This is a genomic window from Streptomyces sp. NPDC031670, assembly GCF_055580545.1.
In genome coordinates this window covers 1-13,028 of the sequence record NZ_JBVILC010000005.1, presented here as the reverse complement: position 1 = coordinate 13,028, position 13,028 = coordinate 1, and the positions used below count along the sequence as shown (strand labels likewise).

Sequence of the window (13,028 nt, the reverse complement as noted above, 5' to 3'; positions counted from 1 at the left end):
TGATCAGAGCGCGGCGAAGGCCTGCTCGATGATGTCGAGACCCTCGTTCAGCAGGTCCTCACCGATGACCAGCGGCGGCAGGAAGCGCAGCACATTGCCGTAGGTGCCGCAGGTCAGGACCAGCAGGCCCTCCGCGTGGCAGGCCTTGGCGAGCGCCGCCGCGGCGGCGGCGTGCGGCTCCTTGCCGTCGCGGGTCCGGACCAGCTCGATGGCGATCATGGCGCCGCGGCCACGGATGTCACCGATGATGTCGAACTTCTCGGCCATGGCGGACAGGCGGCCCTTCATGACCTCCTCGATGCGCCGGGCCTTGCCGTTGAGGTCGAGCTCCTTCATGGTCTCGATCGCACCGAGCGCGCCGGCGCAGGCCACCGGGTTGCCGCCGTAGGTGCCGCCGAGGCCGCCCGCGTGCGCGGCGTCCATGATCTCGGCGCGGCCGGTCACGGCGGAGAGCGGCAGACCGCCCGCGATGCCCTTGGCGGTGGTGATCAGGTCCGGGACGATGCCCTCGTCCTCGCAGGCGAACCACTGGCCGGTGCGGCAGAAGCCGGACTGGATCTCGTCGGCGACGAAGACGATGCCGTTGTCCTTGGCGAACTGCGCGATGGCGGGCAGGAAGCCCTTGGCCGGCTCGATGAAGCCGCCCTCGCCGAGCACCGGCTCGATGATGATCGCGGCGACGTTGTCGGCGCCGATCTGCTTGGTGATGTTGTCGATCGCCTGTGCGGCGGCCTCGGGGCCGCAGTTCTCGGCGCCGGTCGGCCAGCGGTAGCCGTAGGCGACCGGGACGCGGTAGACCTCGGGCGCGAACGGGCCGAAGCCGTTCTTGTACGGCATGTTCTTGGCGGTCAGCGCCATCGTCAGGTTGGTACGGCCGTGGTAGCCGTGGTCGAAGACGACGACGGCCTGGCGCCTGGTGTACGCACGGGCGATCTTCACCGCGTTCTCGACGGCCTCCGCACCACTGTTGAACAGGGCGGACTTCTTGGCGTGGTCGCCGGGGGTCAGCTCGGCGAGCGCCTCGGCGACCTCGACGTACCCCTCGTACGGCGTGACCATGAAGCAGGTGTGGGTGAAGTCCGCGAGCTGCGCGGAGGCGCGGCGCACGACGGCCTCGGCGGAGGCGCCGACGCTGGTGACGGCGATGCCGGAGCCGAAGTCGATCAGACGGTTGCCGTCGACGTCCTCGATGATGCCGCCACCCGCGCGCGCGGTGAAGACGGGCAGGGTGGAGCCCACCCCGGCCGCGACCGCGGCGAGGCGGCGGGCCTGCAGCTCCTGCGACTTGGGGCCGGGGATCGCGGTGACGATGCGGCGCTCCTGCGGGATCGCGGTCATGAGGGCTCCTGGAGGATCTGGCGGTCTTTGCGGACGCGGGTGGGGTGGACGCGGGTGTTTTTGGACGCTTCCTTGGCTTTCTTCGCAGGCTAGGGCCCGGCGCGGGGTGCGGGCATGCTCCGTTGGGGAGTGGTGGAGCCGTGTCGTTGTCCTTCGCGGACATAGCGAGCGCTTTGGTGTGGGCCCGGTCTTCGTCCGCGGGCCGGTGGGGGCTGGTCGCGCAGTTCCCCGCGCCCCTGCGAATGCCGCTACGCGGCAATCCGGCGGGTGCCCCTGGGGGCACAGTCACGAAGACCGGGCCCAGACAGCCGCGTGCTGACCCCCCGTAGTCCCCCCGTTCCGTTTAGATTGGCCGCTGGACGCGGTTACGGACCCGGCTGGTCAGGGGGCAAGCGGTCGATGGACACCGAAGGCACGCACGACGCACGGGGCACCGAGGCGCGGCCGGTGCCGCGCCCTGCCGCGCCGCCGACCGTCCCGGCGCCGCCCCCCGCGTTCCCGCCCCAGCCCGCCGCCCCGCCCGGGCGCCCGCCGCTGGGGGAGTGGCTGCGCACCCCGCGCGCCGCCGCCGAACCGGGACTGTGGCGGTACGGGTACCGGCCGCGCCCCGCCGAGGCCGTCCACCGCGTACCGGACCGGGCCCTGCTCGGCGGCGCCGTGATCGCGCTGCTCGCCGCCGTCCTGGCGTGGTCGCTGTGGCGCAACGGGTACGTGCCGCACCGCAGGGTGCCGCTGGAGCTGTTCACACCGTCCGACTGGTGGGGGCTGCACCGCAGGCCGCCGGCCGCGCTCACCGCGCTCGCCGCCTACAACAGCCTGGTCGCGGTCGCGCTCATCTACGTCTTCGGACACTTCGGCAACTGGCGCGAGGTCTTCCGGCGGTACGCCGTGGACCACCCGCAGCCCACGCGCGCGGTGCGCACCGCGCTCGTCGCCGTCGCGCTGGCCTGGTTCGTGATCTGGGCCGACGACTGGCTCCCCTTCTACTCCCTCGCCTTCGGCGTCGTGCCGCACTCGTGGATCTTCAGCGACGACCCGGTGGCCACCAAGGACGCCACCGACACGGTGACCACCGTCTACCACCTGCTGGTGGTCGCGGTCGCCCTGTTCGTGTGCGGCCGGGCCGGCGACTGGGCCGGGCTCCTGCGCGAGCGCACCGGCCGCGCCCCGAGCGCGTCACCGGCCACGACGCCCGCCGGCCCCGGCGCCGCCGACTGGCCGCAGCTGCGCGAGGCGGGCCAGCACGCCGCGGCCGACCGGCTGGCCGCCGACGCCGGGAGCGGCCGGATGAACGACGTGGACTGCGCCCGTATCCGCCGCGCCTGGACCTCGGTCGTCGCCGACCCGGCCCGGCTGACGGCGTTCACCGACGCGGTGCTGCGCGACGGGGCGCGCGCCTGTCTGCACCCCTCCGGCGACCGCGACCTGCCCGCCCGCGCCGCCACCCACGACCTGCTCACCTCGCAGGTGCGCATCGGCCGGTACGCGGACCTGGAGAACAACCCGCCCGCCCGCCGGGGCGCCGGCGCGGCCGTCGACCCGGCGGCGCTCGGCACCTCACTGCTCGCCGTCGGCCCCTCCGGCGCGGGCAAGACCCGCCATCTGGTGCGGCCCGTGGTGGAGTCGCTGGCACTGCAGGCCCTGGCCGGACAGGCCGCCGTCGTCGCCGTCGGCGCCGCGGGCACCCCGCTCGGCGCGGACGAGGCGTACGACGTGATCGTCCGGCCCGGCGACCCCGCCTCCGAGTACGACCTCGACCTCTACGGCGGCACCCTCGACCCCGACGAGGCCGCCGCCCTGCTCGCCGAGGCCTGCGCCGGGGACCTGCCCGACGCCGACGTCCGGCGCGCCGCGACCGCGCTCGCCCAGCTCCTGGGCCCCTACCGGGCGGCGTACGGCTGCTTCCCCTCGGTGCCCCGGCTGCGCGAGCTCCTGGACGGCTCGGGCGACGCGCTCGACGAGCTCCGCGCCGGCCTCGACCGCGAGGCGCACCCGGCGCTCCACCGCGAACTGGACGCGCGCGCCCGGCAGGCCGGCGTCCCCGGCGACCCGGGCCTGGTCCTCGCCGACCGGCTCGCCCCGCTGGACCGGCCCGCCTTCGCCGCGTTCTTCGACACCACCGGCCACAGCCGCCCGTTCTCGCTGCGCGCCCTGGAGCACCCCGTACGGGTCCGGGTCGACCTGCCCGAGCGGGCGCACCCGGAGGCGGCCCGGCTGCTGAACCGGTTGCTGCTCGTCCAGTTCACCACCAGCGCCATGGCCCGCCAGGACCGCTCGCTCTTCGCCTGCCTGGTCCTGGACGACGCCACGCACGCCGTCACCGCCGGGTCCGTACGGGCCCTCCAGCGGCTGCGGCAGGCCAACGCCGGGGTGGTGCTCACCCTGCGCGCCCTGGCCGACGTACCCGAACGGCTGCACACCTCGCTGCTCGCCTCGGTCGGCTGCCATATGGCCTTCCGGGGCGTCACCACCTGGGACGGGCAGCTCCTGTCGCAGCTGTGGGGCACCGAGTGGGTCGAGACGACGGAGGTCGCCAAGCACGCCGTCTTCGCCGACCAGCCGCTCACCCGGGCGCTGCACTCGCTGCGCAAACTGGCCACCGGCAAGCCGGTGACCCGGGACGCGGTCACCGTGCGCAAGGTCGAGCGGGAGCGCTGGTCGGCCTCCCAGCTCGCCCACCAGGTGCCCGCCGGGCACGCGGTGCTCTCGCTCACCGACGTCGCGGGCGAGCACGCGCCGCCGCTCCTGGTGGACCTGCGCGGCTGAGGTGACGCCGGGACCCCGCCGTCCTGGCAGAATCGGGGTGCGCCGTTCATACGGGACGGCGCATTCCCCCGGTCCCTCCCCGAAGGTCGTCGAAGCCCCCCATGCCGCCCACCCTCGCCTCCCTCGTCCAGCACTCGGCGCTCAAGCTCACCGTGCGCGCGGGCGAGGACCGGCTGGACACACCGGTGCGCTGGGCGCACGTCAGCGAGCTCGCCGACCCCGTCCCGTACATGGAGGGCGGCGAACTCCTCCTGATCACCGCGATGACGCTGGACGCCGAGGACCCGCAGACCATGCGCCGCTATGTGCGCAGGCTCGCGGGCGCCGGGGTCGTCGGCCTCGGCTTCGCGGTGGGCGTCAGCTACGAGAGCGTGCCGGACGCGCTGCTCGAAGCGGCCCGGGCGGAGGACTTCCCCCTGCTGGAGGTGCCGCGCCGCACCCCGTTCCTGGCGATCTCCAAGGCGGTCTCGGCGGCGATCGCGGCCGACCAGTACCGGGCGGTGACCGCGGGCTTCGAGGCCCAGCGCGAACTGACCCGGGCGGCGCTGGCCGGCCCCGGCGAACTGCTGGCCCGGCTCGCGGCGCACGTCGACGGGTGGGCCGCGCTCTACGACACCGCCGGCGCGGTGGTGGCGGTGCAGCCCGAGTGGGCGGGGCGGCGGGCGGCCCGGCTCACCGCGGACGTGGCCCGGCTGCGCGACCGGGCCGCGCCCGCCAGCGCGGTGGTCGGCGGCTCGGACGACCGCGTCGAGCTCCAGTCGCTGGGTACGGGACGCCGGGTGCGCGGGGCGCTGGCGGTCGGCACGGGGGCGCCGCTGGGGACCGCCGAGCGGTACGCCGTGCACTCGGCGGTCGCGCTGCTGACCCTCACCACGGAACGCACCCGGGCCCTTCAGCTGGCCGAGCAGCGCCTGGGCGCGGCGGTGCTGCGGATGCTGCTGTCCGGGCAGCAGGACCACGCGCGGGCCGTGGCGGGCGACCTGTACGGCGGGCTCCTCGACGCGCCCTTCCGCCTGGTCATCGCCGAGCGGGCGGGGGAGTCGGCCGACCTCGGGGCGCTCACCGAGGCGATGGAGTCGGCGGCGGCGCGCGCCGGGGAGGCCGTCCTGGTGGTCCCCGAGGGCGACCGCCTGGTGGTCCTCGCGGCCGACGGCGGCGACGCGGTGGCCGCGTGCGTCTCCTTCACCCCCGAGGAGGGCGCCGAACTGGTCACCGGCCTGTCCGCGCCCGCCGGGCCGACAGCGGCGGCGTCCGCGTACAAGCAGGCCGAGCAGGCCCTGTCGGTGGCCCGGCGCCGGGGCCGCCCGCTGGTCGAGCACGAGGAGATGGTGGCGGGCTCACTGGTGCCGCTGCTGGCGGACGACGCGGTACGGGCGTTCGCGGACGGGATGCTGCGCGCGCTGTACGAGCACGACGCGACCGGCCGCGGCGATCTGGTGGCCTCGCTGCGCGCCTGGCTGTCCCGGCACGGCCAGTGGGACGCGGCGGCGGCGGACCTCGGCGTCCACCGGCACACGCTGCGGTACCGGATGCGGCGGGTGGAGGAGATCCTGGGGCGGTCGCTGGACGACCCGGATGTGCGGATGGAGCTGTGGCTGGCGCTGAAGACGACGGCGCCCGGCGAGTGAGTGTCCCCCACCCCGCCCGTTCCCTTAACCCTCCGGGGGTGGGTGGGCCGTGAGGAGGGATTTACCCGGGGGCTACGCCCCCTGCACCCCCAGGGGGGCTGCGTCCCCTGCACCCCTGGCGGGGGCTGCGCCCCCGGCCCCCCAGCCGGGGCTGCGCCCCCTGCACCCCGCTGCGTGGGCTCTGCCCCCAGACTCCCGGGCGGGCCACGTCCCGGGACCGCGGGTCGGGACCCGGCGTCCTGCACCCGCTGCGGAGCTCAGCCCCGGCCCCCAGCCCTGGTGGCTGCGCGGCCCCGCCTCAAGCGGCCGGAGGGGCTGAAATGGCCGGGCCCGGGTGCCCTGAAGGGGCGCGGGGAACTGCGCGACCAGCCCCCACCCACCTGCGGACAAAAGGAGACCCGGGGGGTGCAGGGGCCGAAGGGTCCCGCCCGCCCGAGGGGTCCGGGGCCGTAGCCCCCGGGAAGAAAGCCGGCACCCACCCCCACCGGGGAGCGGCCCTCCAAAAGGGCGCGCCCACCACCCCCACCACTCCACCCCGGACAACCCCACCCCCGCCCCCACCCCCCTACGGTGGGAAGCACAGGGCAACAGACCCACACCACCCACCACCAACCTCGGAAGGGCCGGGATTCGCAATGACTTCCACCCACGCCTTCTGGCTCGCCGGCCGCCAGGCCACCGGTGAGGACACCTTCGACGTCACCTCCCCCTGGGACGGCCGGCTGGTCGGCACGGTGAGCGTTCCGACCGAGGCCCAGGTCGAGGAGGCCGTCGCCGCCGCGCACGCCGTGGTCGACGAGTTCGCCGCGACCCCCGCGCACGTACGCGCCGCCGCCCTCGACCACGTCTCCAAGCGCCTCACCGAGCGCACCGAGGAGATCGCCCAGCTCATCTCCGCCGAGAACGGCAAGCCCATCAAGTGGGCCCGCGGCGAGGTCGGCCGCGCCGTCTCGGTGTTCCGGTTCGCCGCGGAGGAGGCCCGGCGCTTCAACGGCGGCGAGGCCCAGCGCCTCGACACCGACGCCGGCGGCCAGGGCCGCTTCGCGCTGACCCGCCGCTTCCCCAAGGGCGTCGTCCTCGGCATCGCGCCGTTCAACTTCCCGCTGAACCTGTGCGCCCACAAGGTGGCCCCGGCCATCGCCGTCGGCGCGCCGATCATCCTCAAGCCCGCCCCCGCCACCCCGCTCTCGGGCCTCGTCCTCGGTGAGCTGCTCGCCGAGACCGAGCTGCCCGCCGGCTCGTGGAGCGTCCTGCCGGTCGCCAACGACAAGATGCCGGCCCTGGTGCAGGACGACCGCCTGCCGGTCATCTCCTTCACCGGCTCCGACAAGGTCGGCTACGCGATCATGGACTCGGTGCCGCGCAAGCACTGCACCCTGGAGCTCGGCGGCAACGGCGCGGCCGTCGTCCTCGCCGACTTCGCCTCGGACGCGGACCTGGACTGGGCGGCGTCCCGTATCGCCACCTTCTCCAACTACCAGGGCGGCCAGTCCTGCATCTCCGTGCAGCGCGTGATCGCCGACGCGGCCGTCTACGACCGGCTGCTGCCGAAGATCGTCGCGGCCGTCGAGGCCCAGGTCACCGGTGACCCCTCCGACGCGTCCACCGACGTCGGCCCCCTGGTCAGCGAGGACGCGGCCCGGCGCGTGGAGTCCTGGGTCGACGAGGCCGTCTCGGCCGGCGCGAAGCTGCTCGCCGGCGGCAAGCGCGACGGCGCCTCCTACGCCCCGACCGTCCTCACCGAGGTCCCGGCCGACACCACCCTCGCCTGCGAGGAGGTCTTCGGACCGGTCCTCACCGTGCAGAAGGTGGACGGCGAGGAGGAGGCCTTCGCGGCCGTCAACTCCTCCAAGTACGGCCTCCAGGCGGGCGTCTTCACGCACAACGTGCAGACCGCCTTCCGCGCCCACCGCGCCCTGGAGGTGGGCGGCGTGATCATCGGCGACGTCCCCTCGTACCGCGCGGACCAGATGCCGTACGGCGGCGCCAAGGCCTCCGGCGTCGGCCGCGAGGGCGTGCGCTACGCGATGGAGGACTACACCTACGAGCGCGTGCTGGTCCTGACCGGTCTCGCCCTCTAGGACGTACGTACGCGAACGGCCGGAGCCCCCACCACGGGGCTCCGGCCGTTTCGCGTCACAGGGGTGGCTGCCCCGCCGGGAATCGGGTACATACGGACGAGTAGCACTGTCCGGTAACGGGGTGCGTGCGTGCGCCCCGCACAACGTCGCGGCGAGGAGTACCCCTCAATGACCGCACCACACGGCACACCCAAGGTCTCGGAGCGCGAGGCGCGCCGGGTCGCCGAAGCCGCGCGCGAGCAGGACTGGCGCAAGCCGAGCTTCGCGAAGGAACTCTTCCTCGGGCGTTTCCGGCTCGACCTCATCCACCCGCATCCGCTGCCCGCCGGCGAGGACGCGGAGCGCGGCGAGGCGTTCCTCGCCAAACTGCGGGACTTCTGCGAGACGAAGATCGACGGCGCCCTCATCGAGCGCGAGTCGCGGATCCCCGACGAGGTGATCAACGGGCTCAAGGAGCTCGGCGCCCTCGGGATGAAGATCGACACCAAGTACGGCGGCCTCGGCCTCACCCAGGTGTACTACAACAAGGCGCTCGCGCTGGCCGGTTCCGCGAGCCCCGCGATCGGAGCGCTGCTCTCGGCGCATCAGTCGATCGGCGTACCGCAGCCGCTGAAGCTCTTCGGCACCCAGGAGCAGAAGGACACGTTCCTGCCGCGCTGCGCCCGTACCGACATCTCCGCCTTCCTGCTCACCGAACCGGACGTCGGCTCGGACCCGGCACGGCTGGCCACCTCGGCGGTCCCGGACGGCGACGACGCCTACGTCCTGGACGGCGTGAAGCTGTGGACCACCAACGGCGTCGTCGCGGACCTGCTGGTCGTCATGGCGCGGGTGCCCAGGTCCGAGGGGCACAAGGGCGGCATCACGGCCTTCGTGGTCGAGGCGGACTCGCCCGGCGTCACCGTGGAGAACCGCAACGCCTTCATGGGCCTGCGCGGCATCGAGAACGGGGTGACCCGCTTCCATCAGGTCCGCGTCCCCGCCTCCCACCGCATCGGCCCCGAGGGCGCCGGGCTGAAGATCGCCCTGACCACGCTGAACACCGGCCGTCTCTCGCTGCCCGCGATGTGCGTCGGCGCGGGCAAATGGTGTCTGAAAATCGCCCGTGAATGGTCGGCGGCGCGTGAGCAGTGGGGCAAGCCGATCGCCCAGCACGAGGCCGTCGGAGCCAAGATCTCGTTCATCGCGGCCACCACCTTCGCCCTGGAGGCGGTGCTCGACCTGTCCTCGCAGATGGCCGACGAGGACCGCAACGACATCCGTATCGAGGCCGCCCTCGCCAAGCTCTACGGCTCCGAGATGGCCTGGCTGATGGCCGACGAACTGGTCCAGATCCGCGGCGGGCGCGGCTTCGAGACCGCCGACTCGCTGGCCGCCCGGGGCGAGCGGGCCGTACCGGCCGAGCAGATCCTGCGCGATCTGCGCATCAACCGGATCTTCGAGGGCTCCACCGAGATCATGCATCTGCTGATCGCCCGCGAGGCCGTCGACGCCCACCTCTCGGTCGCGGGCGATCTGATCGACCCCGACAAGAAGCTGCCCGACAAGGCCAAGGCGGGTGCGGGCGCCGCCGCCTTCTACGCCCGCTGGCTGCCCAAACTGCTCTCCGGGCCCGGCCAACTGCCCAACTCCTACAGTGAGTTCGAGGGTCTGGCGCAGCACCTGCGGTACGTCGAGCGGTCCTCCCGCAAGCTGGCCCGCTGCACGTTCTACGCCATGTCGCGCTGGCAGGGCCGGATGGAGACCAAACAGGGCTTCCTCGGCCGGATCGTGGACATCGGCGCCGAGCTCTTCGCGATGAGCGCCGCCTGCGTACGGGCGGAGCTGCTGCGGACCGGCGGCACCCACGGCCGCGAGGCCCACCAGCTGGCCGACGCCTTCTGCCGGCAGGCCCGTATCCGGGTGGACGAGCTCTTCGACCGGCTGTGGGCCAACACCGACGACCTCGACCGCAAGGTCGTCGCCGGGGTGCTGGCCGGGTCGTACACCTGGCTGGAGGAGGGCGTCGTCGACCCCTCCGGCGACGGCCCGTGGATCGCGGACGCGACCCCGGGGCCCGCGAAGCGGGACAACGTCCACCGCCCGATCCGCTGAATCCACCGGGCCGTTGGGACACCGGAGGGCTCCGCTCCCCGGTGTCCCGGCGCCCCCGGAACACACCGCGCGGCCCCCGCACGGGGGAGTGCCTGTCCCGGCGCACAGCGGATGCGGCAAGAATGGGGGGATGAGCGACAGCCCAGCCCCCCTCGCCGACCCGCACATCGCCTTCGATCCCACCGAAGGCCGCCGGGACATCGTCGTCCTCGGCTCCACCGGGTCCATCGGCACCCAGGCCATCGACCTGGTGCTGCGCAACCCCGACCGGTTCCGCGTCACCGCGCTCGCCGCGTCGGGCGGCCGGGTCGCGCTCCTGGCCGAGCAGGCGCGCCGGCTGCGGGTCCGCGCGGTCGCGGTCGCCCGGACGGACGCGGTGCCGGCGCTGCGCGAGGCGCTGAAGGAGGGGTACGGCACCGAGCCGCTGCCCGAGATCCTCGCCGGGCCCGACGCGGCCACCGAGCTCGCCGCCTCCGAGTGCCACACCGTCCTCAACGGCATCACCGGCTCCATCGGCCTCGCGCCGACCCTGGCCGCCCTGGAGGCGGGCCGGACCCTGGCGCTGGCCAACAAGGAGTCGCTGATCGTCGGCGGCCCCCTGGTGAAGGCGCTCGCCAAGCCGGGCCAGATCATCCCGGTCGACTCCGAGCACGCGGCCCTCTTCCAGGCCCTCGCCGCCGGCACCCGCGCCGACGTACGCAAGCTGGTGGTCACCGCCTCCGGCGGTCCCTTCCGCGGCCGTACCCGCGCGCAGCTGGCGGACGTGACCCCCGAGGACGCCCTCGCGCACCCCACCTGGGCGATGGGCCCGGTGATCACCGTGAACTCGGCGACCCTGGTCAACAAGGGCCTGGAGGTCATCGAGGCGCATCTGCTGTACGACATCCCCTTCGACCGTATCGAGGTCGTCGTGCACCCGCAGTCCTACGTCCACTCCATGGTGGAGTTCACCGACGGCTCCACGCTCGCCCAAGCCACCCCGCCCGATATGCGCGGCCCGATCGCCATCGGCATCGGCTGGCCCGAGCGGGTGCCCGACGCGGCCCCCGCTTTCGACTGGACCACGGCGTCGAGCTGGGAGTTCTTCCCGCTGGACACCGAGGCCTTCCCCTCGGTCGGACTCGCCCGGCAGGTCGGGGAGCTGGGGGGCACGGCCCCGGCGGTGTTCAATGCCGCGAACGAGGAGTGCGTGGACGCTTTCCTCGCGGGACGGCTGCCTTTCAACGGAATCATGGATACGGTCACAGAGGTCGTGGCCGAGCACGGCATCCCCGCCGCGGGAACCCCACTCACGGTCTCGGACGTCCTGGAAGCGGAGACCTGGGCACGAGCCCGGGCCCGGGAACTCGCGGTGAAGGCGACAGCGGAGGCGCGCGCATGACGATTCTGATGACGGTCCTCGGCATAGTCGTCTTCGTGGTGGGCCTGCTCGTCTCGATCGCGTGGCACGAGCTCGGCCACCTGTCCACGGCCAAGATGTTCGGTATCCGGGTGCCGCAGTACATGGTCGGCTTCGGCCCGACGATCTGGTCGCGGAAGAAGGGCGACACCGAGTACGGCATCAAGGCGGTCCCGCTCGGCGGGTACATCCGCATGATCGGCATGTTCCCGCCCGGCGAGGACGGGCGGATCACCGCGCGCTCCACCTCGCCCTGGCGCGGCATGATCGAGGACGCCCGCTCGGCGGCCTTCGAGGAGCTCCAGCCGGGCGACGAGACGCGGCTGTTCTACACGCGCAAGCCGTGGAAGCGCGTGATCGTGATGTTCGCCGGGCCGTTCATGAACCTGATCCTCGCCGTGGCGATCTTCTTCGGCGTGATGATGACCTTCGGCGTCAACACCCAGACCACCCAGGTGGGCAAGGTCTCCGACTGTGTGATCTCGCAGAAGGAGCAGCGCGACACCTGCAGGGCCGCCGACCCGGTGGCCCCGGCCAAGCAGGCGGGTCTGAAGGCGGGCGACAAGATCGTCGCGTTCAACGGCGAGAAGGTCGGCGACTGGTCGGCGCTGCAGAAGCACATCCGCGACACCATCGGCCCGGCCACGATCACCGTCCAGCGCGACGGCCGGCCGGTGGATCTGCACGCCACCCTGATCAAGAACGATGTCGCCAGGATCGACGGCTCCGGCAACTACACCTCCGGCACCACCTCGGCGGGCTTCCTCGGCTTCAGCCCCGCCACCGGCATCGTCCAGCAGTCCTTCGGCCAGTCCGTGGACCGCATGGGCGACATGATGCGCTCGGGTGTGAAGTCACTGGTCGCGATCCCCTCCAAGGTCCCGGACCTGTGGAACGCGGCCTTCAACGGCGAGGAGCGCAAGGCCGACTCCCCGATGGGCGTGGTCGGCGCGGCCCGGGTCGGCGGCGAGGTGTTCACCCTCGACATCCCGCCGGAGAACCAGATCGCGATGATGCTGTTCCTGGTCGCGGGGTTCAACCTCTCGCTGTTCCTCTTCAACATGCTGCCGCTGCTGCCGCTGGACGGCGGGCACATCGCGGGCGCGCTGTGGGAGTCGCTGCGGCGCAAGGTCGCGCGCGTCTTCAAGCGCCCCGACCCGGGCCCGTTCGACGTGGCGAAGCTGATGCCGGTCGCGTATGTGGTAGCCGGGATCTTCATCTGCTTCACCCTGCTCGTGCTGGTCGCGGACGTGGTGAACCCGGTCAAGATCTCCTAGCGGCCGTACGGAAGTGCGGGGCGTCCCGGGTGCGTAACGTGCCCGGGACGCCCCTTTCGGTGAACTCGGGGGCACGGTGTGCTCGTGCGCCCCCAGGTGCCGTAACCTCGAAGGCTGGAGCCCGCCGATCTCGGGACCTTGATCCACACCTTGGGGTTGCACAGCAGATGACTGCGATTTCACTGGGAATGCCGTCCGTTCCGACCAGGCTGGCCGAGCGCCGCAAGAGCCGTCAGATCCAGGTCGGGTCCGTGGCGGTCGGCGGTGATGCTCCTGTGTCGGTGCAGTCGATGACGACGACGCGGACGTCGGATGTCGGGGCGACGTTGCAGCAGATCGCGGAGCTGACTGCGTCGGGCTGTCAGATCGTGCGGGTGGCGTGTCCGACGCAGGATGACGCGGACGCGTTGGCGGTGATCGCGAAGAAGTCGCAGATTCCGGTGAT

Annotated in this window: 8 protein-coding genes; 7 read left to right on the top strand and 1 reads right to left on the bottom strand. The window is 73.1% G+C overall.

Translation table 11 applies throughout. The annotated features are described in order from the left end of the window. Window positions 1-3: 3 nt before the first annotated feature. A complete protein-coding gene (gabT, locus tag ACZ5ID_RS11590; RefSeq protein WP_406556369.1) occupies window positions 4-1,338 on the bottom strand; it encodes a 4-aminobutyrate--2-oxoglutarate transaminase in 1,335 nt (444 codons plus the stop codon). 399 nt (window positions 1,339-1,737) lie between these two features. Here gabT and ACZ5ID_RS11585 point away from each other — a divergent pair, with 399 nt between their 5' ends. The 7 genes from ACZ5ID_RS11585 to ACZ5ID_RS11555 all read left to right on the top strand — a co-directional run. Further along, entirely contained in the window at window positions 1,738-4,104 is a 2,367-nt protein-coding gene (locus ACZ5ID_RS11585; RefSeq protein WP_468896231.1) for an ATP/GTP-binding protein, read from the top strand. Window positions 4,105-4,205: 101 nt separating this feature from the next. Next, window positions 4,206-5,732: a PucR family transcriptional regulator gene (locus ACZ5ID_RS11580; RefSeq protein ID WP_468896228.1), complete on the top strand. Its 1,527-nt coding sequence runs from the start codon at window positions 4,206-4,208 to the stop codon at window positions 5,730-5,732. Between the two features lie 635 nt (window positions 5,733-6,367). Continuing rightward, the gene (locus ACZ5ID_RS11575; protein WP_468896225.1) at window positions 6,368-7,813 is read left to right on the top strand and encodes an aldehyde dehydrogenase family protein; all 1,446 of its coding nucleotides are present in this window, start codon (window positions 6,368-6,370) and stop codon (window positions 7,811-7,813) included. Between the two features lie 168 nt (window positions 7,814-7,981). Beyond that, entirely contained in the window at window positions 7,982-9,907 is a 1,926-nt protein-coding gene (locus ACZ5ID_RS11570; protein ID WP_468896222.1) for an acyl-CoA dehydrogenase family protein, read from the top strand. Window positions 9,908-10,037: 130 nt separating this feature from the next. Then, a complete protein-coding gene (gene dxr / locus ACZ5ID_RS11565) occupies window positions 10,038-11,288 on the top strand; it encodes a 1-deoxy-D-xylulose-5-phosphate reductoisomerase (RefSeq protein WP_468896219.1) in 1,251 nt (416 codons plus the stop codon). Beyond that, on the top strand, window positions 11,285-12,583 hold the full coding sequence (locus ACZ5ID_RS11560; RefSeq protein WP_468896216.1) for a M50 family metallopeptidase: 1,299 nt from the start codon (window positions 11,285-11,287) through the stop codon (window positions 12,581-12,583). The genes dxr and ACZ5ID_RS11560 overlap by 4 nt, the downstream gene beginning before the upstream one ends. Before the next feature lie 167 nt (window positions 12,584-12,750). After that, window positions 12,751-13,028, top strand: a 278-nt coding sequence (locus tag ACZ5ID_RS11555; protein WP_468896213.1) for a flavodoxin-dependent (E)-4-hydroxy-3-methylbut-2-enyl-diphosphate synthase, incomplete at its 3' end; no start/stop codon positions are given.